The organism is Streptomyces sp. Mut1 (assembly GCF_030719295.1).
In the GTDB taxonomy this organism is placed as follows: Bacteria; Actinomycetota; Actinomycetes; order Streptomycetales; family Streptomycetaceae; genus Streptomyces; species Streptomyces castrisilvae.
The window spans coordinates 4,756,642-4,777,735 of sequence record NZ_CP120997.1 but is presented as its reverse complement, the minus strand read 5'-3'; the positions used below and the strand labels follow the sequence as shown (position 1 = coordinate 4,777,735).

Genomic DNA, 21,094 nt, shown 5'->3' with positions numbered 1-21,094 from the left:
AGAGGTGACGGTCTTGAGGATCGACGGATACATAACAGTCAAAGGGCTCCTGGGCGCGTACGCCCAGGGGATACCACAGCAACGGACGCCACCTTACCGGCGTACATGCCCCCCTAGGAACGACCAACCGGGGATGCCCCATATGAGAGGGCATCCCCGGTCGGATGTTCAGTCCACCGAACTGTCCGAGTTGTCTCAGACGAGCTCAGTGACGGTGCCGCCGGCGGCGGCAATCTTCTCCTTGGCGGAGCCGGAGACGGCGTCAACCGAAACCTGCAGCGCCACGGAGATCTCGCCCTGTCCGAGGACCTTGACGAGGTGGTTGTTGCGCACAGCGCCCTTGGCGACCAGATCGGCCACCGTGACCTCTCCACCCTCGGGGTAGAGCGTCGCGAGCTTGTCCAGGTTCACGACCTGGTACTCGGTGCGGAACGGGTTCTTGAAGCCCTTGAGCTTCGGGAGACGCATGTGGAGGGGCATCTGCCCACCCTCGAAGCGCTCCGGAACCTGGTAACGGGCCTTGGTGCCCTTGGTACCACGACCAGCGGTCTTACCCTTGGACGCCTCACCACGACCCACACGGGTCTTGGCGGTCTTGGCGCCCGGGGCAGGCCGGAGGTCATGCGCCTTCAGCGGCTTGTTCTCCGCCATGTCAGTCGACCTCCTCAACCGTCACGAGGTGGCGGACGGTGTGCACCATGCCGCGGAACTCGGGGCGGTCCTCCTTGACAACCACGTCGTGCAGGCGCTTGAGCCCGAGCGAACGCAGGGTGTCGCGGTGGTTCTGCTTGCTGCCGATGTACGACTTCGTCTGCGTGATCTTGAGGCGAGCCATTACGCACCCGCTCCCGCACGAGCACGAAGCAGAGCCGCGGGAGCGACGTCCTCAAGGGGCAGACCGCGGCGGGCCGCGATCTCCTCGGGACGCTGCAGGCCCTGGAGGGCCGCCACGGTCGCGTGCACGATGTTGATCGGGTTCGAGGACCCGAGCGACTTCGACAGGATGTCGTGAACGCCGGCGCACTCGAGAACGGCGCGCACCGGGCCACCGGCGATCACACCGGTACCGGGGGAAGCCGGCTTGAGCAGGACGACGCCCGCAGCCTTCTCGCCCTGGATCGGGTGAGGGATGGTGCCCTGGATGCGGGGGACCTTGAAGAAGTTCTTCTTGGCCTCTTCGACACCCTTGGCAATGGCCGCGGGAACTTCCTTGGCCTTGCCGTAACCGACACCGACGGTGCCGTCACCATCGCCCACCACGACCAGCGCGGTGAAGCTGAAGCGACGACCACCCTTCACAACCTTGGCGACACGGTTGATCGCGACGACGCGCTCGACGTACGCGGTCTTCTCGGCGGCAGCAGCGCCGCCGTCACGGCCCTTCCGGTCCCGCCGCTCGCCGCCACCGGCACCGCTTCCGCGGCGCTGGGGTCCAGCCATTGGATTTACCTCTCTCTGTTACGTCCGCTGTGCGTAGGAACCGGGGCTAGAACTTCAGCCCGGCTTCACGGGCGGCGTCAGCCAGAGCGGCAATCCGCCCGGCGTACTGGTTACCACCGCGGTCAAACACGACGGCCTCGACGCCTGCGGCCTTGGCACGCTCGGCGACCAGGGCGCCGACCTGCTTGGCCTGGCTGCTCTTGTCGCCCTCGCCACCACGGATGGAGACGTCCAGGGTCGACGCCGAGGCGAGCGTGTGGCCCGCGATGTCGTCGATGACCTGAGCCACCATGTGGCGGTTGGACCGCGTCACGACCAAGCGCGGACGCTCCGGCGAACCGGAGATGTGCTTGCGGACGCGGATGTGGCGACGCTTGAGAGCGGCACGCTTGTACGCGTCGCCCTTGGCGATCTTCACGCCGTATGCCATCGCTACTTACCAGCCTTTCCGACCTTGCGGCGGATGACCTCGCCGGCGTACTTGACGCCCTTGGCCTTGTACGGGTCAGGCTTCCGCAGCTTGCGGATCTTGGCCGCGGTCTCGCCGACCTTCTGCTTGTCGATGCCCTCGACACTGAACTTCGTGGGGGTCTCCACCTTGAAGGTGATGCCCTCCGGGGCCTCGATCAGGATCGGGTGGCTGTAGCCCAGGGCGAACTCCAGGTTGGAGCCCTTCGCCTGGACGCGGTAACCGACACCACTGATTTCGAGCGCCTTGATGTATCCCTGGGTCACACCGGTGATCATGTTCGCCACCAGCGTGCGGGACAGGCCGTGCAGGGCCTTGTTCTGACGCTCGTCGTTCGGGCGGACGACGTTCAGAACGCCGTCCTCACCCTTGGTGACCTCGATCGGAGCCGCAACGGTGTGCGTGAGGGTGCCCTTGGGGCCCTTCACCGCGACCGTACGGCCATCGATGGTGACGTCCACACCGGCGGGAACCTGGATGGGGAGCTTGCCGATTCGCGACATGAGCTATTCCTCCGTTCCCGACTACCAGACGTAGGCGAGGACTTCCCCACCTACGCCCTTCTTCTGAGCCTGCTGGCCGGTCAGGAGACCGTGGGACGTGGAGATGATCGCCACGCCCAGGCCGCCGAGGACCTTCGGCAGATTGGTGGACTTTGCGTAGACACGCAGACCCGGCTTCGAGATTCGCTTGATGCCGGCGATCGAGCGCTCGCGGTTCGGGCCGAACTTCAGCTCGAGGACGAGGTTCTTGCCGACCTCGGCGTCCTCGACCTTCCAGCCCGTGATGAAGCCCTCCTGCTGGAGGATCTCCGCGATGTGCGACTTGATCTTGCTGTGCGGCATCGTGACGTCGTCGTGATACGCCGAGTTCGCGTTACGCAGACGCGTGAGCATGTCTGCGATGGGATCAGTCATGGTCATGAGTTGGCCTTCGGCCTCTCTCGCCGGGGTTTCCTGTATGCGCCATCCCTCTCCCCACTCAGTGGCGGGACGGGTGCGGTGCGGGGACCTACGGCGTAGTAAGTCGGTCTTGGACGGCAGGCGCCCAACCCTGCAAGCCTACGGCATGCGGAGCGGGACTCCTGCCGACCAGATGCTTACCGAGAGTCTCCGGTGATTCCCAACGCCCAGAGGGCGAAGGAGAATTACCAGGAGCTCTTGGTCACGCCCGGCAGCTCGCCGCGGTGAGCCATCTCACGAAGGCACACACGGCACAGGCCGAACTTGCGGTAGACGGAGTGGGGCCGGCCGCAGCGCTGGCAGCGGGTGTACCCGCGGACGCCGAACTTCGGCTTACGGGCGGCCTTAGCGATCAGAGCCTTCTTCGCCACGGTCAGTTCTCCTTGAACGGGAAGCCGAGGTGACGAAGGAGGGCACGACCCTCGTCGTCATTGGTCGCCGTGGTGACCACGGTGATGTCCATGCCCCGGACCCGGTCGATCTTGTCCTGGTCGATCTCGTGGAACATGACCTGCTCCGTGAGACCGAAGGTGTAGTTGCCACGGCCGTCGAACTGCTTGGGCGACAGGCCACGGAAGTCACGGATACGCGGAAGCGCGAGCGACAGCGTACGGTCCAGGAACTCCCACATGCGGTCACCGCGGAGGGTGACGTGGCAGCCGATCGGCTGCCCCTCGCGCAGCTTGAACTGCGCGATCGACTTGCGGGCCTTGGTGACGGCCGGCTTCTGACCGGTGATCGTGGTGAGGTCGCGCACGGCGCCGTCGATCAGCTTGGAGTCGCGGGCGGCGTCGCCCACACCCATGTTGACCACGATCTTGACCAGACCGGGAATCTGCATGACGTTCTCGTAGGAGAACTCCTCACGCAGCTTGCCGGCGATTTCCTCGCGGTAGCGCGTCTTGAGACGCGGCGCGGTGGTGGTAGTCATCAGATGTCCTCACCGGTGCGCTTGGCAACACGGATCTTGTTGCCCTCGTCGTCAAAGCGGTAGCCGACGCGAGTAACGACCTTGTTGCCGTCCTTCTCAACAACCAGCTGCACGTTGCTGACGTGGACCGGGGCCTCGGTCGTCACAATGCCACCGGTCTGCGAACCGCGAGCGGTCTGGCCGGCCTTGGTGTGCTTCTTGACCCGGTTGACACCCTCGACGAGGACGCGGTCCTGAGCGGGGTAGGCCACGATGACCTTGCCCTGCTTGCCCTTGTCCTTACCGGTGATGACCTGAACCAGGTCGCCCTTCTTGATCTTCATGCTTACAGCACCTCCGGCGCGAGCGAGATGATCTTCATGAACTTCTTCTCGCGCAGCTCACGGCCCACCGGGCCGAAGATACGGGTGCCGCGGGGGTCGCCGTCGTTCTTCAGAATGACGGCGGCGTTCTCGTCGAAGCGGATGTACGAGCCATCCTGACGACGACGCTCCTTGACGGTGCGAACGATGACGGCCTTGACGACGTCACCCTTCTTCACGTTGCCACCGGGGATCGCGTCCTTGACGGTGGCAACGATGACGTCACCGATGCCCGCGTAGCGGCGACCCGAGCCACCGAGAACACGGATGGTGAGAATTTCCTTCGCACCCGTGTTGTCGGCGACGCGCAGTCGCGACTCCTGCTGGATCACGTCTATCTCCTGATCGTCTGCCGGTTCCCGGCAGGGGCTCCGTTGCGGGAGCCCCTGCCGAGCCTGGCGGAACTGACCTGAGGGGAATGCCCCTCAGGAATTACTTGGCCTTCTCGAGGATCTCGACGATGCGCCACCGCTTGGTGGCGGACAGCGGCCGGGTCTCCATCAGGAGGACGCGGTCGCCGACACCGGCGGAGTTCTGCTCGTCGTGGGCCTTGAGCTTGTTCGTACGGCGGATGACCTTGCCGTACAGCGCGTGCTTGACGCGGTCCTCGACGGCGACGACGACGGTCTTGTCCATCTTGTCGCCGACGACGAGGCCCTCACGGGTCTTGCGGAAGCCGCGCTCGGTCTTGGTCTCAGTCACAGTGTTCTCGCTCATCAGACGCTCTCCACCGTCTCGATGCCGAGCTCGCGCTCACGCATCAGGGTGTAGATCCGGGCGATGTCCTTACGGACGGACTTGAGCCGGCCGTGGTTTTCGAGCTGTCCGGTCGCCGCCTGGAAGCGGAGGTTGAACAGCTCTTCCTTGGCCTCGCGGAGCTTGTTGAGGAGCTCCTCGTTGCCCAGCTCGCGCAGCTCGGACGCCTTGGTACCGGCCGACATCACGACTCACCTGCCTCGCGCCGAACGATCCGGCACTTCATCGGAAGCTTGTGAGCAGCGCGGGTGAGCGCCTCACGAGCAATCTTCTCGTTCGGGTAGGACAGCTCGAACATCACCCGGCCCGGCTTGACGTTCGCGATCCACCACTCGGGAGAACCCTTACCGGAACCCATGCGGGTCTCGGCCGGCTTCTTCGTCAGGGGACGGTCCGGGTAGATGTTGATCCAGACCTTGCCGCCACGCTTGATGTGACGGGTCATCGCGATACGAGCGGACTCGATCTGACGGTTCGTCACGTACGCCGGGGTCAGCGCCTGGATGCCGTACTCGCCGAACGCAACCTGCGTGCCACCCTTGGACATACCGCTTCGCTTCGGGTGGTGCTGCTTGCGGTGCTTGACCCTACGGGGGATCAGCATTTCGGTCAGGCCTCCGTTCCGGTGCTCTCAGCAGCCGGAGCAGCGGCGGGCGCCTCGGCCTTGGGGGCCTCGGCGGCCGGAGCCGACTGCTGCGGCTTGCGGCCGCGGCCGCCACGCTCGCCACCGCGGCCACCGCGGCCGGCCGGGCGGTCGGCGCCGCCACGGGCCGGGCGGTTGCCCGCACGGGCAGCGGCGTTCTCGGCGCGGACCTCGGCGATGTTCTTGACGTCGCCCTTGTAGATCCAGACCTTCACGCCGATGCGGCCGAAGGTCGTCTTGGCCTCGAAGAAGCCGTAGTCGACGTTCGCGCGGAGCGTGTGCAGGGGCACACGGCCCTCGCGGTAGAACTCCGAGCGGGACATCTCGGCGCCGCCGAGGCGGCCACCGCACTGGACCTTGATGCCCTTGGCGCCGGCCTTCATCGAGCTCTGCATGCTCTTGCGCATGGCCCGACGGAAGGAGACGCGCGAGGAGAGCTGCTCGGCGACGGCCTGGGCCACCAGCTGAGCGTCCACCTCGGGGTTCTTGACCTCAAGGATGTTCAGCTGGACCTGCTTGCCGGTCAGCTTCTCCAGCTCGCCACGGATGCGATCGGCCTCGGCGCCGCGGCGGCCGATGACGATGCCCGGACGGGCGGTGTGGATGTCAACGCGGACGCGGTCGCGGGTGCGCTCGATCTCGACCTTCGAGATGCCGGCCCGCTCCATGCCCTTCGTCATCATGCGACGAATGGCGACGTCTTCCTTGACGTAGTCCTTGTACAGCTTGTCGGCGTACCAGCGGGACTTGAAGTCCGTGGTGATGCCGAGCCGGAACCCGTGCGGGTTTACCTTCTGGCCCATTACCGGGTTCCTTCCTTGCTGCTGACGACCACGGTGATGTGGCTGGTCCGCTTACGGATCCGGTAGGCACGGCCCTGAGCACGCGGACGGAACCGCTTCAGGGTCGGGCCCTCGTCCACGTACGCCTCGCTGATGACCAGCGAGTTGGCGTCCGTGTGGTCGTAGTTGTGTGCAGCGTTGGCGATGGCGCTGTCCAGCACCTTGCCAACCGGCACGCTCGCGGCCTGCGGGGCGAAACGCAGGACCGCCTGAGCCTCCGTGGCATCCATGCCACGGATGAGGTCCACCACTCGGCGGGCCTTCATGGGCGTGACGCGGATGTACCGCGCCTGGGCCCTGGCTTCCATGGTTGTCCCTTCGGTGTAAGTCATAGTCAGGTCACCCCGCGTTAGCGGCGCTTCGACTTCCGGTCGTCCTTGACGTGGCCGCGGAAGGTGCGAGTCGGCGAGAACTCGCCGAGCTTGTGGCCGACCATCGACTCGGTGACGAACACCGGGACGTGGATCTTGCCGTTGTGCACCGCGATGGTGTGACCCAGCATGGCCGGGACGATCATCGAGCGACGGGACCAGGTCTTGATGACGTTCTTGGTGCCTGCCTCGTTCTGTACGTCCACCTTCTTGGCGAGGTGGCCGTCGACGAAGGGCCCCTTCTTGAGACTGCGCGGCATCTAAACCCGCTCCTAGCGCTTCTTGTTCGTCTTGCGGCGGCGGACGATGTACTTGTTCGACGCCTTCTTGGGCGAACGAGTACGACCTTCCTTCTTACCCCACGGCGAAACCGGGTGACGGCCACCGGAGGTCTTACCCTCACCACCACCGTGCGGGTGGTCGACCGGGTTCATCACGACACCACGGACGGTCGGGCGGACGCCCTTCCACCGCATGCGGCCGGCCTTGCCCCAGTTGATGTTCGACTGCTCGGCGTTGCCGACCTCGCCGATGGTGGCGCGGCAGCGGGCGTCGACCAGGCGGATCTCACCCGACGGCATACGAAGGTGGGCCATGGTGCCCTCCTTCGCCAGCAGCTGCACGGAGGCACCCGCGGAACGGGCGAACTTCGCGCCGCCGCCGGGCCGCAGCTCGATGGCGTGGATGGTCGTACCGACCGGGATGTTGCGCAGCGCCAGGTTGTTGCCGGGCTTGATGTCGGCGGCCGGGCCGTTCTCGACACGGTCGCCCTGCGCCAGGCCACGCGGCGCGATGATGTAGCGCTTCTCGCCGTCCGCGTAGTGCAGGAGCGCGATGCGCGCGGTGCGGTTGGGGTCGTACTCGATGTGCGCGACCTTGGCCGGCACGCCGTCCTTGTCGTGACGACGGAAGTCGATCACGCGGTAGGCGCGCTTGTGGCCACCGCCCTGGTGGCGAACGGTCACACGACCGGCGTTGTTACGGCCGCCCTTGCTGTGCAGGGGGCGGACCAGCGACTTCTCCGGCGTGGACCGCGTGATCTCGACAAAGTCGGCGACGCTGGAGCCACGACGGCCCGGGGTCGTCGGCTTGTACTTGCGGATACCCATTTCTCAGTCCTCGTCCGATTCCGGACGACTCGACCTCACTTAAGAGGTCGGGCCGCCGAAGATGTCGATACGGTCGCCCTCAGCGAGGGTCACGATGGCGCGCTTGGTGTCAGCCCGCTTGCCGAAACCGGTCTTGGTGCGCTTGCGCTTACCCTGCCGGTTGATCGTGTTGACCCCGGTGACCTTGACCGAGAAGACCGCTTCCACGGCCTGCTTGATCTGGGTCTTGTTGGAGCCGGGCGCGACGATGAACGTGTACTTGTTCTCGTCGAGCAGCGCGTAGCTCTTCTCCGAGACAACCGGCTTGACGAGAACGTCGCGCGGGTCGGAGTAGGTCTTGCTGGTAACGGTCGCCTCGCTCATCAGGCGTCGCTCCCTTCGGTCTCAGCGGTCTGGGGGCCAGACACGAAGGACTCGAAGGCGGCCTGGGTGAAGACCACGTCGTCAGAGACGATCACGTCGTACGTGTTCAGCTGGCCCGGCTCCAGGATGTGCACCTGGGGCAGGTTGCGTGCGGAGAGCCACGCGGCCTCGTCGTTGCGGTCGACGACCAGGAGCACGTTCTTGCGCTCCGAGATCTTGCCGAACAGCGACTTGGCGGCCTTCGTGGAGACTCCACCCTCGACCACGCCGGTGACGACGTGGATGCGGGAGTGACGCGCCCGGTCGGAGAGGGCACCGCGCAGGGCGGCGGCCTTCATCTTCTTCGGGGTGCGCTGCGAGTAGTCACGCGGCTGCGGGCCGTGGACGACGCCACCGCCGACGAACTGCGGCGCACGGGTCGAGCCCTGGCGCGCGCGGCCGGTGCCCTTCTGGCGGTACGGCTTGCGCCCACCACCGCGGACCTCGCCACGGGTCTTGGTCTTGTGCGTGCCCTGACGGGCGGCTGCCAGCTGTGCGACGACGACCTGGTGGATCAGCGGGACGCTGGTCTTGGCGTCGAAGATCTCCGCGGGGAGCTCGACGGTACCGGCCTTGTCGCCTGCCGGCGAAAGGATGTCAATGGTGCTCATTACCTCAAGCCCCCTTGGCCGCGGTACGGACCAGGACGAGGCCGCCGTTCGGACCGGGGACCGCGCCCTTGATGAGCAGCAGACCCTTCTCCGCGTCGACCGCGTGGATGGTCAGGTTCTGGGTGGTGACGCGCTCGTTACCCATCCGACCGGCCATGCGCATGCCCTTGAAGACACGCCCAGGGGTGGCGCAGCCACCGATCGAACCGGGGGAGCGGTGCTTGCGCTGGACGCCGTGACCGGCACCGAGGCCCTTGAAGTTGTGACGCTTCATGACACCGGCGAAGCCCTTGCCCTTGCTCTTGCCCGTGACGTCGACCTTGACGCCGGACTCGAACACCTGGGCGGTGATCTCCTGGCCGAGCGTGTACTCGCTGGCGTCAGGGGTGCGGAGCTCCACCAGGTGGCGGCGCGGGGTCACGTCGGCCTTGGCGAAGTGGCCCTTGAGGGGCTTGTTCACCTTGCGCGGGTCGATCTCGCCGAAGGCGATCTGGACCGACTCGTAGCCGTCGCTGTCGTTGGTGCGGACCTGGGTCACGACGCAGGGCCCGGCCTTGACGACGGTCACCGGGACAACCCGGTTGTTCTCGTCCCAGACCTGGGTCATGCCGAGCTTCTCGCCCAGGACGCCCTTAATGTTCTTAGCCATCTCGCGCGTCACCTCAGAGCTTGATCTCGATGTCGACGCCCGCCGGCAGGTCGAGGCGCATGAGCGAGTCAACCGTCTTCGGCGTGGGGTCGAGGATGTCGATGAGGCGCTTGTGCGTGCGCATCTCGAAGTGCTCGCGCGAGTCCTTGTACTTGTGCGGCGACTTGATGACGCAGTACACGTTCTTCTCAGTGGGCAGCGGCACCGGGCCCGCGACCGACGCACCAGTGCGGGTCACCGTCTCGACGATCTTCTTCGCCGAGGAGTCGATGACCTCGTGGTCGTAGGCCTTGAGCCGGATGCGGATCTTCTGTCCCGCCATGGCTACTAGTAGTCCTGTCTCTCGTTAACGCTCTGGAACCCGAGGTTCTGGTAACTCCGCCTCCGACCCACGCGGTCGGGCGTGTCGCATCCCCTCTACGCAGAAGTCCCGAAGGACTTCCCAACCAAGGGGGTGCGGGCCAAGACCGCGCTGCCGGGGGTGAAACCCCACCGGGTGCCTGGCCGGTGCCCCACTTACGCTTCCCGAAAGATTCCCGTACGTCCGGCCCGCATGGGGCCGACGAGTACTGTGGGACTCGCTTCCGGTCCTCCCGGCGGGAGGCGCGCAGCATTGACACTCAACCGAGCAACCTGGCCAGTGTGCCACACGGGTCATGAGCCTGGCCAATTGGGCCGGGGATCTTACCCCTCCCGAGTGGCTGGTCAAACGCGGGCAGGCCCCGGCGCCCCTCCCCGTACCGCATATTCGGTCGAGCCCTCCCCGCTCCCGCCCCTACAGTGACCGGCCTGGCACGGCGTCGTCACGGGGGCACAGATATGCGTACGCACTATCCGCGGACCTCCCATCTGCCCTGGTCCCCCGGGGCCACCTCGGACGATGTACGGATGACGGACCTCGCCGCGCTGACCGGCGCGGAGGTCGTGGTCACCGAGAAGCTGGACGGCGAGAACACCACTCTGTACGCCGACGGCCTGCACGCCCGCTCCCTCGACTCCGCGCACCACCCTTCCCGCACCTGGGTGAAGGCCCTCCAGGCCCGGATCGGCGCCCGCATCCCGCGGGGGTGGCGGATCTGCGGCGAGAACATGTTCGCCCGGCACTCCCTCGCGTACGACTCGCTGGAGAGCCACTTCTACGGCTTCTCCGTCTGGGACGGCGACCGGTGCCTGGACTGGGACCGGACCGTGGCGTTCCTGCGCGACCTGGGCGTCCCGGCGCCTCCGGTGCTGTGGCGCGGGGTGTTCGACGCGAAGGCGCTGCGCGCGCTGAAGCTGGATACGGGGCGGCAGGAGGGGTACGTGGTGCGCCCCGTCGAGAGCTTCCCGGGCGTCGTGTTCGGGCGCCGGGTGGGCAAGTGGGTGCGCCCCGGGCATGTGGCGACGGACACCCACTGGATGCACGCGGAGGTCGTGCAGAACGGCCTCGGACCGGCCGCCGCGCTGTGGGCCGTACGCTCCGGCGCCCCCGTCGACCCGGCGGCCCTCGCCACGTCCGTCGCCACGGGCCCCGGCGGCGGGGGCGCCGGCACGGGCTCCACCGACGCCCCCGCCGCGCTCGCCACCGCCGACGCCCTCGACGCGCTGGGCCGCGGCGGCGACGACCGGCTCGCCGGTGTCCTCGCCGCGCTGCTGCACGGCACCCGCCGGACCGCGCTGGCCCCCGCGCTCACTGGCCCCCTCGGCATGCCGCTCGCCCGCCGCGTCGCGGACCTCGTCGGGCTGTACCCCGCCCTGCACCGCCCCTACCCGGACGAGGAGCGGCGGGCCGGTCTGGCCCGGATGGCGCTCGCCGCCGACCTGAGCGTCCTGCACACGCTGTCCCGGGTGCTGGCGGACACCCCCGAGGCGCGGGAGCAGGTCGAGTGGTCGGCCCTGCACGCGGAGGAGGTACGGGAACCGGCCGGCCTGGGCGAGGCCTTCGCCGATCTCGCGCCCGAGGCCGGGGCCCGCTGCCTGGCGCAGGCCCGCGAGGCGTACGCGCTGGGCCGCGTCACCACCGCCGACGAGGCGGTCGCCGCGACCTGGCGGTGGCGGTCCGGGGACTTCCCGCGCCTGGTCCAGCTGGCCGGACCCTCGGGCAGCGGCAAGAGCACCTTCGGCCGGGGCCTGCCGGGGACCGCCACCTATATATCCCTGGACGATCTGCGCCTGGCACGGGGTTCGCGCGCCGACCAGAGCGCCAACGAGGACGTCCTGCGCGTGGGCCTGGACCGCCTGGACGCCGCGCTCGTCCCGGGCGCGACGGTGGTCTGGGACGCCACCTCGCTCAACCCGCGCCGGCGCTCCCTGGTCCACGCGGTCGCCCGCCGCCGCGACGCCCTCGTCACCCACGCCGTGGCCTGGATCGGCGAGGACGAACTGACCGCGCGCAACGGGCGCCGCGAGCACCCCGTACCCCCGCAGGTGCTGGCGTCGCAGCTGCACCGGTTCGTCCCGCCGTACCCCGGCCAGGCGCACCGCACCTGGTACATCGGCACCAGCGGAACCGTGGAGGACCGGGCCTGATGCGCACGAGCGAGGAGATCTACCACCGGGTCCGCTGGGACGCCCGCTTCGACCCGGCGCGCTTCGTGCTGGGCGTGGCGCAGCGCGGCCGGGAGCCGAAGCGGGTGCCGCTGGACCGGTTCACGCCGGGCGGCGACATCCCCTGGCACCGGGTCCTCTTCTTCGAGGCGGACGGTGAGCTGGTCTGGGACCGGGCGACGGGCACGGACCGCATCGACGCGACGGACGCGGGCCGGATACGGGAGCCGCGCCGCCTGCCGTCCCCCTACTTCACGGCCCGCACCCCGCACACGTACTCCCCCGCGACCGGCACCTGGGAACCGGCGCCGACGCGGACACCCGGCCCGCCCGGTCCACCCGGCCCGCCCGGCCCGCTGACGGTCCTCACCTGGAACACGCTCTGGGACCGCTACGACAGCGACCGCATCGACACCGCCCGCCGCCGCCCTCTGCTCACCGAGGCCCTGCGCGCGGCGGACGCGGACGTGATCGCGCTCCAGGAGGTGGAGCCCGCGCTGCTCACGCTGCTGCTGGCCTGCGACAGGATACGCGAGGGCTACACGCTCGCCACCGAACCGTCCGGCCACGACGTGCCGGACCTCGGCCTGCTGCTGCTCAGCCGCCTGCCGGTGAGCGAGGCGGCCGTGCACACGCTGGGCCCGCACAAGGCGGTCGCGGCGGTGGTCGTCGAAACGGCGGACGGCCCCGTGACGGTGGCAGTCACCCACCTCAGCAGCGACCACTCCCCCGAGGGCGCGGTCCGCCGAGACACCGAACTGGCCGATGTGGCCACGGGGTTGGCGTCGGTGGCGGGTGAGCTACTGCTCGTCGGCGACTTCAACGACGGCGGCGACCGCCCGCAGACCCGCCTGGCGATGGCGGACGCGTGGACGGAGATACACGGCCCCGCCGACGACACCCCCACCTTCGACCCGTCGGCCAACCCCCTCGCCGCGATCTCCTCCCTCTCGGGCCGCGTCTCCCGCCTGGACCGGGTGCTGCTGCGCACGGACCGGCTGCGGGCGCGTACGGCGACGCTGTGGGGGGAAGCGCCGGGACCGGGCGGTCTGTACGTCTCCGACCACTACGGGGTACGCGTGGAGCTGGGCGCGGCTTCCCCGGCGGCCGGGGGCGAAACCGCTCGGTCTTCCCGCGAAGCCGGAGCCGAAACCGCCGGGACTTCCCCGGCGGCCCATGCCGAAACCGCCGGCTCTTCCCAATCGGCCGAGGCGGTAACCGCCCGCGTCGCGTCGGCGCTTCCCGGGGCGCGCGTGCACCTCGTGGGCTCCCGGCGCATGGGCTGCGCACGCCCCGGCGCGGACCTGGACCTGGTGGCGGCGCTGCCCGACGTGTCGGGTGTACGGGACCGGCTCGCGGCCGCGTTCCCGGAGGCGCGGGGCCTGCGGGAGGTCACGGGCGCCCGGGTGCCGGGGCTGCGCTGGTACGTGGACGGCCTGCGGGTGGACCTGGTCACCGTGGCGACGGGGACGGTGCCCCCGGCCGAGGCGGTTGCGCGCCGGGCGCAGCTGGGCGGGGCGGCGGCGGTCGCGCTGAGCGCGGTGAGCGACGCGGAGGCGGTGCTCATGGCGGCGGAGCCGCACCGGGAGGCGTTCACCGCGCTTGCCCGGGAGGTCAAGGAGTGGGCGGCGGTCAGGGGCCTGGACTCCGCCCCGTGCGGCGGCCTCCCGGGCATCGCCTGGGCGCTCCTCGCCGCCCGCACCGCGCACGAGGGGGGCGGTCTCCGGGACTTCTTCGCGACGTGGGCGGCGTGGGACTGGCGCGACCCGGTGGGCGAGGGCCCGGCGGACGGCCACCCGGTCACGGTGTACACGCCGACGTCCCCGGTCCGCTCGTGCACGACACAGGTCTCCCCGGCCGGCCGCGACCTGCTCACGGCGGAACTGTTCCGGGCGTGGGAGATCCTGGACACGGCGGACGCGGACGCGCGCGGCCGCCTCTGCGCCCCGCCCCCGCTCACCGAGCACCGCGCCTGGGCCCTGGCGGCGGCCGCCCCCTCCGACGAGGGCCGCCTGCGCGGCCGCCTCCTCGCCCTCACCGCCGCGTTGTCCGAGGCGGGCGCACCGGACGTCCGGGTCTGGCCGCGCGTCCAGCCGGCGGGCAGCCGCACGGGCTATGCGATCGGCCTGGGCGCGAGGCCCCCGGAGGCCGCCCGCCTGACGGAAATCGGCACGGAGGTACTGCGCGGCCTCACGGACGCATCGCTGACACCCCTGCCGCTTCCGCCCCTCGCGGGGGCGTCGCAACAACCACTGGCCGGTGCCGGATCAGGCGCTTGAGGGCAAAGCATGACGCCGGTGGTCGGCGAAGTGCGGCAACAGGTCCTTCGCGCGCAAGTGCATCGCGCACAGCGGGGCGGCGCTTCGTGGTGCCGGGCCGTAGGGGGCAGGTGGGTGATCAGGTCCGCCTGCCCCCACACGTATGCGCCCGGGAACGGGGTCAGAGCAGGGCGTAGCCCAGAATGCCCTCGGCGTCCTGGCCCTCGCAGGTGTTCGAATTGGAGTCGAAGTGCTCCAGCGGGCCATTGGTCCGGCAGCGACGTACCAGTTTGGTCAGCACGTTGGCGGGCTTCGCCGAGTAGATCCAGCCGAGCCGGGTCACGTATGTCTTCCCCTCGCAGTTGACGTCGGGAGAGGTGAAGGTGTCCTTGGCGTTCTGGCACATGTAGAGGGGGCGGGTTCCGGCGACCGGGGTCGTGTAGAGCCTGCCGAGGCTGCCCTCCGAGTGGTACCCGTCGGCTTCGAGAACGTTCCACGTGGTGCTCATGTGCTCACTGCCCAGGTATCTCACCAGGTTGCGGGTCGGGGCCGTGACGCTCGGCTCACCGGTGCAGCGGATTTCCACGCCCCACTGACCGAAGCCGCTGGGCAGTTGGAGCATGTGGTACGGGCCCGCGATGACCCGGCACTGACTGGACGCGAATCCCATGCCCGCGGCCTGGTAGTACGCGCTGTCGAAGGCGTAGCCGTACGCGAGGTTGTCCGGCCCTGAGCCGATGCCGATGAATTTCAGGTCGACCGGACCGACTGCGGCGGTGGCCGCTGCCGAGGGGGTGATGGTGGCGGCCAACAGCCCGCCGACGAGCAGAACCGAACCGGCGATGCGACGAAGAAGTCCCACAGTGACGCCTCTCTCGAGTTTCCGTAACCGATGAGCCCGGTGGCGGTATGGAGGCGCTGTGAAGTACGCACATTCCGACCACGCCACTCAGATTGCCGCCAACTGCGCACTCTGGAGGGGCAGTTCGAGTAAGGAGAGGTGTCGCGATATTCACATCATCTGCACGTTTCGGTGGGCTGCGGGGCGGTCGGTGAACCGGTCGCCCCGACAGCCCTGTGTGTGCCCTGCTGAAGAGACGTATAGCGCCACCGGGTGGGTCTATCCGGCCGGTAGCCGAAGTGATCCGGCCATTCGCCTCGATCCGGTCACCTGCTGTGCACCGGAGTGGAAGTCTCCCCGAGGGCCGGATTCGGCCGGTCCACGACTACCAGTCTGGGGAACCGTGAGACGTATCGTCACTGCCTTAGTAGCCATGTTCGCCCTCCTCGTCACTCCGCTGATCGCCGGATCGCCCGCCCAGGCCGCCGACTGGCCGGGAAGCTGCACCACCTCCTACAGCGGACCGCTGGGAGTCGCGACCTGTACCGGAGTCGCCCCGGCGACCAAGTGGCAGGCGATCGATGTCTGTGCCCTGTTCATACCGGGCGTGCTGCTGCCCTACGAGTACTGGGCAGGGGGCAATACGGTCACCGGGAACGGCACATCGACGGTGGTGTGCGGCATCGGTGAGTACGCGGAGAACCATGTCCGTGCGGTCACCCTGGCCGACGGCCGGGTGCACACCCCGATCGTGGGCTGGGGCGGCAAGTGCGTCGACGTGGCCGGCGCATCGGCGCAGAACGCCGCCGCCGTCCAGCTCTACGACTGCAACAACACCACCGCGCAGGACTGGGCCCTGGCCTCCGACGGAACCCTGCGCGCCCTGGGCAAGTGCCTCAATGTCCAGCAGGGCAACACGGCCAACGGCACCAAGGTCGAGCTGTACGACTGCCGCGCGGGCTGGGATTCCGAGCAGTGGCAGTACCGGACCGACGGCTCCCTGATGAACACCCAGTCCGGCCGGTGCCTGGACGCACCTGACAACACCACCGCCAACAAGACCCGGCTCCAGATCTGGGACTGCAACGGCAACGCCAACCAGCACTGGACGATGACGGCCTGACCCGCCGCCGGCCGTCAACGCACCCGTGCCGCCCGGTGCGAGCGGTCGCGACAGCGCCGTGACGCAGGTGGTGCCGGGGTGCGGGTGGTACCGGGGTTCCGGTGCCACCCGCGCCCGCGTTCGTTCTGCGACTGCGGACGGTTGATCCGGCGCTAGCAGTCGGCGGCGTACGAAACGAACCCCGCCCACGCGGTCTCGCCGAAGGCGAGCTGCGGTACGGACAGGTCCTTCGAGTCACGGACGCGCACGGAGCCGGGCGCAGCTGCGACCTCGACGCACGAGTCCCCCTCGCTGCTGCTGCTGTAGCTGCTCTTGAACCACTCCGGCCGGAAGGCCTTGTTGCCCGAGATCTCGCCCATCACGTCTTTCCCAACCTGTGCAGGGTCAGCAATCAGCGGCGTGCGAGACAAACCCAGCCCACGCGCCCTCGCCGAAGGCAAGCTCCGGCACGGACAGGTCCTTCGAGTCACGGACGTGCACCACGCCAGACGCAGCCGCGACCTCCACGCATTCGTTGCTGTTGCCGCTGTCGCTGTAGCTGCTCTTGAACCACTCCAGCCGAGAAGTGTCGCCGCCAGAGTCCTTGGTGATCATGTCTCTCCCAGTGCGTGCTCGATGAAGGCCCGCGACTCCCGAGGTGTGAGAGCCTGTGCCCGGATGATGCCATGTCGCAACTCGATGATGCGCACATGCTTCGGGTCAGCGACCGGGCGGCTGCCGAACTCGCCTTCAGAGCGCCCCACCGCCGAACCGTCCCTGAACTTCAGCACCTCCATCTCGCCGCTCATTCCCGCATGGTCCTCGCGGCTGGTCGGCATCACCTGGATCTCGACGTTCCTCAACTTCCCTACCTCCAGAAGGTATTCGAGCTGACGTCGCAGCACCATTCTGCCCCCGATGGGGCGCCGCAGCGTCGCCTCTTCCTGCACAAAGCTGAGTTCCGGCCCAGGTGAGCGGCTGTAGATGGACTTCCGGGCCATACGAGCAGCAACCAGCCGCTCCACCTCGTCCGACGAGAAGGCGGGCCGCCGCATCCCGAACAGAGCCCGCGCGTACTCCTCCGTCTGCAAGAGGCCGTGCAAGTTGTGGCTGCCGTACGCCGACAGCTCAACCGCCTTCGCCTCCAGCTTCGCCAGGTCCCGCACCTTCTTCGGGTACCGCACAGCCGCCAGGTCCTGCTTCATCGCGGCGATCTTCCCGCCCGCCCCGCACACCTCATCCGCCTTGTCCAGGAACTCCGGGCGGGGGATGCGCCGGCCGCCCTCCACCTTGTAGATCAGGTTCTCGCCGTACCCCATCGCGGCCCCCAGCTCGGCGGCTGTCAGGCCCGCCGCCTCCCGCCACGCCCTGAGCTGGCGCCCCACCGCAGCGATCACCGCGACGCCCGACTCGTCGTCGGGGTCGACGTCCCAGCCCGGTTCGTCCGCCCCGGCGTCGGCCTGCTGTTCCATACCGATCTCATCCACACTCATCCGTGCCCCGCCTCCCGCGCGTGCCGTTCTTCCTCAACCGTGTACGTCCCCCGGCCGTCACCCCGTACAGCGGGGACAACGCTGGACAAGCCCGGGACAATGACCGTACGTAAGCGCCGAGTCACTGTGCACGGTACGCACGCGCGGCCACCCTGAGTGACGTGAATCGAGAAATCAACCGAGCCGAACTTTCCGCTCCCGCCCGCGAGTTCGCCGTGCAGCTCTCCCCCACGCGCCGGGGCGCACGGCTCGCCCGGCTGCTCACCACGGCGCATCTGGGCGACTGGGGGCTCCCCACCGAAGCAGCCGCGCACATCGTGGCCGAGCTGGCGGCCAACGCCGCCGCGCACGGGCGCGTGCCGGGCCGGGACTTCCGGCTGAGCCTCACCGTGAGTGACGGGTCTCGGCTGCGGATCGAGCTGACCGACACCCGGGGCGACCGGCTGCCCGTGCCCGACTCCCCGGGTCCGTACGCGGAGAGCGGGCGCGGTCTGCTCATCGTCGAGGCGCTGGCGGACCGCTGGGGCGTCGTGGAGGGACCGGTGCCCCGTAAAACGGTGTGGGCCGAGCTCGACCTCGTACCGTGACGGACCCCACCGCGTCGCGGCCGGCCGCGTCCCGGGCCACCGGGTCGCGGTCCTCCACGACGTAAGAAAGGCTTTTAAAGAACCCGGGAAAGAACCAGACCCAACCCCACCCCACCCCGCTCTGACCTGCATCACTCGCGCGAGTGAACTAGGCCAACTGGGCTGGATTCGCCACGGGTTGCCTGGCATATGCTCGCCGCGACAACCCCAGAACATGAGACGGCCCCCGGCGAGACGCCAATCTCGACCGAGGGCCTGACCAACGAGGAAGAAAGCACCTTCCTGATGGCTACCCCGCAGGTTATCGCGCCCCCGCGCGCCCCGTCCGGCTCCCCCGGGCCCCACCCCGACGTCACGCCGACCTCCGGCATCATCCACGTCAACGTCCGCCACATCTCCGGCTTCACGGTCATCGGCAACCACCTCGCCCAGCACGCGGACCTCTCGCTCACCGCGATCGGGCTCGCCGCGCACATCCAGTCGCTGCCCGCCGGGGCCAGGGTCGGCATCAAGTTCCTCGCCGCCCGCTTCCCGGAGAGCGAGGCCCGGATCGCCGCCGCGCTGAAGGAGCTGGAGGCCGCCGGTTACCTGCTCCGCAGCCGCGTACGCCTCCCGGACGGCCGCTTCGTCACCCGTACGACCTCGTACAACCAGCCGACCGCCACGGCGCCCGCGCCCGCACCCGCACCCTCGCGGCAGACACCCGACCCCGTACCCGCGCCCGCACCCTCGCGGCAGACACCCGCCCCCGCGCCCGCACCCGCACCCTCGCGGCAGACACCCGCCCCCGTACCAGCGCCCGCACCCGCACCCTCGCGGCAGACACCCGCCCCCGTACCGGCACCCGCACCCGCACCCGCACCCGCCCCGAGGAAGAAGCAACCCCCTACCGAGCAACGGCACCCCGCGGCCACCACACTCCTCGCCGGGCTCCGCCGCCACGCGCCCCAACTCACGCTGTCCGCCAAGGACATCAGCGAACTCGCCCCCGCGGTCGCCACCTGGCTGGACCGCGACGTGCAGCCCGCGACCATCCAGCACGCCCTGACCAGCGACCTCCCGGCCCCCGTCAGACACCCGGCGGGGTTCGTCCGCAACCGCCTCACCGCGCTCCTGCCGCCACCGCTCCCCGACGCGGCGGGGACCGCGCCCGGAGCCGTCCCGCTCCAGGACTGCGACCGCTGCGAGCGTGTCTTCCGGGCGCCGGAGCCCGGACACTGCCGGGACTGCCGCGAGGCGGAGACGTACAGAGCCGCCTGACCGGTATGCGCAGTCGGCAACGGACTGCGGGACGCCCTGCGGTGCCTCCCCGAGCACACCCGGATCATCGTCGCGGACGGCCGCTTCGCGGGCCGCGTGACGCCGCGGCCGTACGAGGGCGGCTGGTAACCCCGTACGAAAACCGAAGGGCCCCGTCCCACCGCGCGAAGCGGTGGGACGGGGCCCTTCTTGGTGCTCTGTGCGGAGCAACCAGGTCAGACGAACAAGTGATTACTTGTTGATCTTGGTGACCTGGCCGGCGCCCACGGTCCGGCCACCCTCACGGATGGCGAACTTCAGGCCCTCTTCCATGGCGACCGGCTGGATCAGCGCGACGGACATGACGGTGTTGTCACCGGGCATGACCATCTCGGTGCCCTCGGGGAGGGTCACAACGCCCGTCACGTCCGTGGTACGGAAGTAGAACTGCGGGCGGTAGTTGTTGAAGAAGGGGGTGTGACGGCCACCCTCGTCCTTCGACAGGATGTAGGCCTGGGCCTCGAACTCGGTGTGCGGCGTGACCGAACCGGGCTTGATGATGACCTGGCCGCGCTCGACGTCCTCGCGCTTGATGCCACGGAGGAGCAGACCGACGTTCTCACCGGCCTGGCCCTCGTCGAGCAGCTTGCGGAACATCTCGATGCCGGTGACCGTGGTGGTGGTCTTCTCCTGCTTGATACCCACGATGTCAACGGTCTCGTTGACCTTGAGGATACCGCGCTCGATACGACCGGTGACGACGGTGCCACGACCGGTGATCGTGAAGACGTCCTCGATCGGCATCAGGAACGGCTTGTCGACGTCGCGCTCGGGCTGCGGGATGTTCTCGTCCACGGCCTTCATGAGCTCGAGGACGGTGTTGCCCCACTCCTTGTCGCCCTCAAGCGCCTTGAGCGCCGAGACCTTGACGACCGGAAGGTCGTCGCCCGGGAACTCGTACTCGGAGAGCAGCTCGCGGACCTCGAGCTCGACGAGCTCCAGGATCTCCTCGTCGTCCACCATGTCGGCCTTGTTCAGCGCGACGACGATGTACGGCACGCCGACCTGGCGGGCCAGGAGCACGTGCTCCTTGGTCTGCGGCATCGGGCCGTCGGTGGCGGCGACCACGAGGATGGCACCGTCCATCTGCGCGGCACCGGTGATCATGTTCTTGATGTAGTCCGCGTGACCCGGGCAGTCGACGTGAGCGTAGTGACGCTGCTCCGTCTGGTACTCGACGTGCGCGATGGAGATGGTGATACCGCGCTGGCGCTCCTCGGGAGCCTTGTCGATCTGGTCGAAGGCCGAGGCCTCGTTCAGGTCCGGGTACGCGTCGTGCAGCACCTTGGTAATGGCGGCCGTGAGGGTCGTCTTACCGTGGTCGATGTGACCGATGGTGCCGATGTTGACGTGCGGCTTAGTCCGCTCGAACTTCGCCTTCGCCACTGGGTCCTCCTGTGGAGTGGTTCTGTACGCCTTGCTTCATCGGCGCCAGGTGATC

General features: G+C 68.7%; 31 protein-coding genes. 5 read left to right on the top strand and 26 right to left on the bottom strand.

Annotation, left to right across the window (positions count from 1 at the left end):
• Positions 1–195: 195 nt before the first annotated feature.
• The 21 genes from rplO to rpsJ form a co-directional block, all read right to left on the bottom strand.
• On the bottom strand, positions 196–651 hold the full coding sequence (gene rplO, locus P8A18_RS20850) for a 50S ribosomal protein L15 (protein ID WP_018550610.1): 456 nt from the start codon (positions 649–651) through the stop codon (positions 196–198).
• A gap of 1 nt (position 652) precedes the next feature.
• Positions 653–835, bottom strand: coding sequence for a 50S ribosomal protein L30 (rpmD, locus tag P8A18_RS20845; RefSeq protein WP_018550611.1), 183 nt, complete (start codon positions 833–835; stop codon positions 653–655).
• A complete protein-coding gene (rpsE, locus tag P8A18_RS20840) occupies positions 835–1,440 on the bottom strand; it encodes a 30S ribosomal protein S5 (RefSeq protein ID WP_018101216.1) in 606 nt (201 codons plus the stop codon). Before rpsE ends, rpmD begins: the two co-directional genes overlap by 1 nt.
• 46 nt (positions 1,441–1,486) lie before the next feature.
• Positions 1,487–1,870, bottom strand: coding sequence for a 50S ribosomal protein L18 (gene rplR, locus P8A18_RS20835; RefSeq protein WP_018550612.1), 384 nt, complete (start codon positions 1,868–1,870; stop codon positions 1,487–1,489).
• 2 nt (positions 1,871–1,872) lie between these two features.
• Positions 1,873–2,412: a 50S ribosomal protein L6 gene (gene rplF / locus P8A18_RS20830; RefSeq protein WP_306056560.1), complete on the bottom strand. Its 540-nt coding sequence runs from the start codon at positions 2,410–2,412 to the stop codon at positions 1,873–1,875.
• A gap of 21 nt (positions 2,413–2,433) precedes the next feature.
• Positions 2,434–2,832, bottom strand: a complete 399-nt coding sequence (gene rpsH / locus P8A18_RS20825) for a 30S ribosomal protein S8 (RefSeq protein WP_018550614.1) — start codon at positions 2,830–2,832, stop codon at positions 2,434–2,436.
• 224 nt (positions 2,833–3,056) lie between these two features.
• Positions 3,057–3,242 carry a type Z 30S ribosomal protein S14 gene (locus tag P8A18_RS20820; RefSeq protein ID WP_003948630.1) on the bottom strand — a complete coding sequence of 62 codons (186 nt, stop codon included), beginning with the start codon at positions 3,240–3,242 and terminating at the stop codon, positions 3,057–3,059.
• A gap of 2 nt (positions 3,243–3,244) precedes the next feature.
• Positions 3,245–3,802, bottom strand: coding sequence for a 50S ribosomal protein L5 (gene rplE / locus P8A18_RS20815; protein WP_018550615.1), 558 nt, complete (start codon positions 3,800–3,802; stop codon positions 3,245–3,247).
• Entirely contained in the window at positions 3,802–4,125 is a 324-nt protein-coding gene (gene rplX / locus P8A18_RS20810; protein ID WP_018550616.1) for a 50S ribosomal protein L24, read from the bottom strand. Before rplX ends, rplE begins: the two co-directional genes overlap by 1 nt.
• Before the next feature lie 2 nt (positions 4,126–4,127).
• Positions 4,128–4,496, bottom strand: a complete 369-nt coding sequence (gene rplN, locus P8A18_RS20805) for a 50S ribosomal protein L14 (protein ID WP_003966950.1) — start codon at positions 4,494–4,496, stop codon at positions 4,128–4,130.
• Between the two features lie 100 nt (positions 4,497–4,596).
• Positions 4,597–4,881, bottom strand: coding sequence for a 30S ribosomal protein S17 (rpsQ, locus tag P8A18_RS20800; RefSeq protein WP_018550617.1), 285 nt, complete (start codon positions 4,879–4,881; stop codon positions 4,597–4,599).
• Complete coding sequence (rpmC, locus tag P8A18_RS20795) at positions 4,881–5,105, bottom strand: 50S ribosomal protein L29 (RefSeq protein WP_014047786.1); 225 nt, start codon at positions 5,103–5,105, stop codon at positions 4,881–4,883. The genes rpsQ and rpmC overlap by 1 nt, the downstream gene beginning before the upstream one ends.
• Positions 5,105–5,524, bottom strand: coding sequence for a 50S ribosomal protein L16 (gene rplP / locus P8A18_RS20790; RefSeq protein ID WP_003966953.1), 420 nt, complete (start codon positions 5,522–5,524; stop codon positions 5,105–5,107). The genes rpmC and rplP overlap by 1 nt, the downstream gene beginning before the upstream one ends.
• A gap of 5 nt (positions 5,525–5,529) precedes the next feature.
• A complete protein-coding gene (gene rpsC / locus P8A18_RS20785) occupies positions 5,530–6,366 on the bottom strand; it encodes a 30S ribosomal protein S3 (RefSeq protein WP_018550618.1) in 837 nt (278 codons plus the stop codon).
• On the bottom strand, positions 6,366–6,713 hold the full coding sequence (gene rplV / locus P8A18_RS20780; RefSeq protein WP_026249422.1) for a 50S ribosomal protein L22: 348 nt from the start codon (positions 6,711–6,713) through the stop codon (positions 6,366–6,368). Before rplV ends, rpsC begins: the two co-directional genes overlap by 1 nt.
• A 41-nt stretch (positions 6,714–6,754) precedes the next feature.
• Entirely contained in the window at positions 6,755–7,036 is a 282-nt protein-coding gene (rpsS, locus tag P8A18_RS20775) for a 30S ribosomal protein S19 (protein WP_018101224.1), read from the bottom strand.
• Positions 7,037–7,048: 12 nt separating this feature from the next.
• Positions 7,049–7,885, bottom strand: a complete 837-nt coding sequence (rplB, locus tag P8A18_RS20770) for a 50S ribosomal protein L2 (protein ID WP_018550620.1) — start codon at positions 7,883–7,885, stop codon at positions 7,049–7,051.
• 39 nt (positions 7,886–7,924) lie between these two features.
• Complete coding sequence (gene rplW / locus P8A18_RS20765) at positions 7,925–8,248, bottom strand: 50S ribosomal protein L23 (RefSeq protein WP_014154589.1); 324 nt, start codon at positions 8,246–8,248, stop codon at positions 7,925–7,927.
• The gene (rplD, locus tag P8A18_RS20760; RefSeq protein WP_018550621.1) at positions 8,248–8,898 is read right to left on the bottom strand and encodes a 50S ribosomal protein L4; all 651 of its coding nucleotides are present in this window, start codon (positions 8,896–8,898) and stop codon (positions 8,248–8,250) included. Before rplD ends, rplW begins: the two co-directional genes overlap by 1 nt.
• A gap of 4 nt (positions 8,899–8,902) precedes the next feature.
• Positions 8,903–9,547: a 50S ribosomal protein L3 gene (rplC, locus tag P8A18_RS20755; RefSeq protein WP_018550622.1), complete on the bottom strand. Its 645-nt coding sequence runs from the start codon at positions 9,545–9,547 to the stop codon at positions 8,903–8,905.
• Between the two features lie 13 nt (positions 9,548–9,560).
• The gene (rpsJ, locus tag P8A18_RS20750) at positions 9,561–9,869 is read right to left on the bottom strand and encodes a 30S ribosomal protein S10 (protein WP_003948644.1); all 309 of its coding nucleotides are present in this window, start codon (positions 9,867–9,869) and stop codon (positions 9,561–9,563) included.
• Positions 9,870–10,366: 497 nt separating this feature from the next.
• Between rpsJ and P8A18_RS20745 the strand changes: the two genes are divergently transcribed.
• Both P8A18_RS20745 and P8A18_RS20740 read left to right on the top strand, forming a co-directional pair.
• On the top strand, positions 10,367–12,055 hold the full coding sequence (locus P8A18_RS20745) for an RNA ligase family protein (protein ID WP_306056553.1): 1,689 nt from the start codon (positions 10,367–10,369) through the stop codon (positions 12,053–12,055).
• Entirely contained in the window at positions 12,055–14,352 is a 2,298-nt protein-coding gene (locus P8A18_RS20740) for an RNA repair domain-containing protein (RefSeq protein ID WP_306056551.1), read from the top strand. The genes P8A18_RS20745 and P8A18_RS20740 overlap by 1 nt, the downstream gene beginning before the upstream one ends.
• A 160-nt stretch (positions 14,353–14,512) precedes the next feature.
• On the opposite strand, the gene P8A18_RS20735 is transcribed toward P8A18_RS20740, so the two are convergent.
• A complete protein-coding gene (locus P8A18_RS20735; RefSeq protein WP_306056549.1) occupies positions 14,513–15,193 on the bottom strand; it encodes a hypothetical protein in 681 nt (226 codons plus the stop codon).
• A 382-nt stretch (positions 15,194–15,575) separates the two neighbouring features.
• On the opposite strand from P8A18_RS20735, the gene P8A18_RS20730 reads away from it, so the two are divergent.
• The gene (locus tag P8A18_RS20730) at positions 15,576–16,295 is read left to right on the top strand and encodes a ricin-type beta-trefoil lectin domain protein (protein ID WP_306056547.1); all 720 of its coding nucleotides are present in this window, start codon (positions 15,576–15,578) and stop codon (positions 16,293–16,295) included.
• Positions 16,296–16,447: 152 nt separating this feature from the next.
• On the opposite strand, the gene P8A18_RS20725 is transcribed toward P8A18_RS20730, so the two are convergent.
• The 3 genes from P8A18_RS20725 to P8A18_RS20715 are packed head-to-tail and all read right to left on the bottom strand — an operon-like array spanning position 16,448 to position 17,767.
• Positions 16,448–16,654: a DUF397 domain-containing protein gene (locus P8A18_RS20725; RefSeq protein ID WP_306056545.1), complete on the bottom strand. Its 207-nt coding sequence runs from the start codon at positions 16,652–16,654 to the stop codon at positions 16,448–16,450.
• Positions 16,655–16,679: 25 nt separating this feature from the next.
• Entirely contained in the window at positions 16,680–16,889 is a 210-nt protein-coding gene (locus tag P8A18_RS20720; protein ID WP_306056543.1) for a DUF397 domain-containing protein, read from the bottom strand.
• The gene (locus P8A18_RS20715) at positions 16,886–17,767 is read right to left on the bottom strand and encodes a helix-turn-helix domain-containing protein (RefSeq protein WP_306056541.1); all 882 of its coding nucleotides are present in this window, start codon (positions 17,765–17,767) and stop codon (positions 16,886–16,888) included. The genes P8A18_RS20720 and P8A18_RS20715 overlap by 4 nt, the downstream gene beginning before the upstream one ends.
• A 161-nt stretch (positions 17,768–17,928) precedes the next feature.
• Here P8A18_RS20715 and P8A18_RS20710 point away from each other — a divergent pair, with 161 nt between their 5' ends.
• Positions 17,929–18,354 carry an ATP-binding protein gene (locus P8A18_RS20710; protein WP_136201715.1) on the top strand — a complete coding sequence of 142 codons (426 nt, stop codon included), beginning with the start codon at positions 17,929–17,931 and terminating at the stop codon, positions 18,352–18,354.
• Between the two features lie 285 nt (positions 18,355–18,639).
• Positions 18,640–19,614, top strand: coding sequence for a helix-turn-helix domain-containing protein (locus P8A18_RS20705; protein WP_306056538.1), 975 nt, complete (start codon positions 18,640–18,642; stop codon positions 19,612–19,614).
• Positions 19,615–19,845: 231 nt separating this feature from the next.
• On the opposite strand, the gene tuf is transcribed toward P8A18_RS20705, so the two are convergent.
• A complete protein-coding gene (gene tuf / locus P8A18_RS20700; RefSeq protein ID WP_018550640.1) occupies positions 19,846–21,039 on the bottom strand; it encodes an elongation factor Tu in 1,194 nt (397 codons plus the stop codon).
• Between the last annotated feature and the right edge of the window lie 55 nt (positions 21,040–21,094).

Coding starts and splice junctions, on each gene's coding strand:
- P8A18_RS20725 (WP_306056545.1), bottom strand. CDS start 16,654: ATGGGCGAGATCTCGGGCAACAAGGCCTTCCGGCCGGAGTGGTTCAAG.
- rpmD (WP_018550611.1), bottom strand. CDS start 835: ATGGCTCGCCTCAAGATCACGCAGACGAAGTCGTACATCGGCAGCAAG.
- rplP (WP_003966953.1), bottom strand. CDS start 5,524: ATGCTGATCCCCCGTAGGGTCAAGCACCGCAAGCAGCACCACCCGAAG.
- P8A18_RS20745 (WP_306056553.1), top strand. CDS start 10,367: ATGCGTACGCACTATCCGCGGACCTCCCATCTGCCCTGGTCCCCCGGG.
- rplV (WP_026249422.1), bottom strand. CDS start 6,713: ATGGAAGCCAGGGCCCAGGCGCGGTACATCCGCGTCACGCCCATGAAG.
- rpsE (WP_018101216.1), bottom strand. CDS start 1,440: ATGGCTGGACCCCAGCGCCGCGGAAGCGGTGCCGGTGGCGGCGAGCGG.
- rplR (WP_018550612.1), bottom strand. CDS start 1,870: ATGGCATACGGCGTGAAGATCGCCAAGGGCGACGCGTACAAGCGTGCC.
- rpsC (WP_018550618.1), bottom strand. CDS start 6,366: ATGGGCCAGAAGGTAAACCCGCACGGGTTCCGGCTCGGCATCACCACG.
- rplX (WP_018550616.1), bottom strand. CDS start 4,125: ATGAAGATCAAGAAGGGCGACCTGGTTCAGGTCATCACCGGTAAGGAC.
- rpsQ (WP_018550617.1), bottom strand. CDS start 4,881: ATGAGCGAGAACACTGTGACTGAGACCAAGACCGAGCGCGGCTTCCGC.
- rplE (WP_018550615.1), bottom strand. CDS start 3,802: ATGACTACCACCACCGCGCCGCGTCTCAAGACGCGCTACCGCGAGGAA.
- P8A18_RS20740 (WP_306056551.1), top strand. CDS start 12,055: ATGCGCACGAGCGAGGAGATCTACCACCGGGTCCGCTGGGACGCCCGC.
- P8A18_RS20715 (WP_306056541.1), bottom strand. CDS start 17,767: ATGAGTGTGGATGAGATCGGTATGGAACAGCAGGCCGACGCCGGGGCG.
- rplO (WP_018550610.1), bottom strand. CDS start 651: ATGGCGGAGAACAAGCCGCTGAAGGCGCATGACCTCCGGCCTGCCCCG.
- P8A18_RS20705 (WP_306056538.1), top strand. CDS start 18,640: ATGGCTACCCCGCAGGTTATCGCGCCCCCGCGCGCCCCGTCCGGCTCC.
- rpsH (WP_018550614.1), bottom strand. CDS start 2,832: ATGACCATGACTGATCCCATCGCAGACATGCTCACGCGTCTGCGTAAC.
- rplF (WP_306056560.1), bottom strand. CDS start 2,412: ATGTCGCGAATCGGCAAGCTCCCCATCCAGGTTCCCGCCGGTGTGGAC.
- rplW (WP_014154589.1), bottom strand. CDS start 8,248: ATGAGCGAGGCGACCGTTACCAGCAAGACCTACTCCGACCCGCGCGAC.
- rpsJ (WP_003948644.1), bottom strand. CDS start 9,869: ATGGCGGGACAGAAGATCCGCATCCGGCTCAAGGCCTACGACCACGAG.
- P8A18_RS20720 (WP_306056543.1), bottom strand. CDS start 16,889: ATGATCACCAAGGACTCTGGCGGCGACACTTCTCGGCTGGAGTGGTTC.
- rpsS (WP_018101224.1), bottom strand. CDS start 7,036: ATGCCGCGCAGTCTCAAGAAGGGGCCCTTCGTCGACGGCCACCTCGCC.
- rpmC (WP_014047786.1), bottom strand. CDS start 5,105: ATGTCGGCCGGTACCAAGGCGTCCGAGCTGCGCGAGCTGGGCAACGAG.
- rplC (WP_018550622.1), bottom strand. CDS start 9,547: ATGGCTAAGAACATTAAGGGCGTCCTGGGCGAGAAGCTCGGCATGACC.
- rplD (WP_018550621.1), bottom strand. CDS start 8,898: ATGAGCACCATTGACATCCTTTCGCCGGCAGGCGACAAGGCCGGTACC.
- rplB (WP_018550620.1), bottom strand. CDS start 7,885: ATGGGTATCCGCAAGTACAAGCCGACGACCCCGGGCCGTCGTGGCTCC.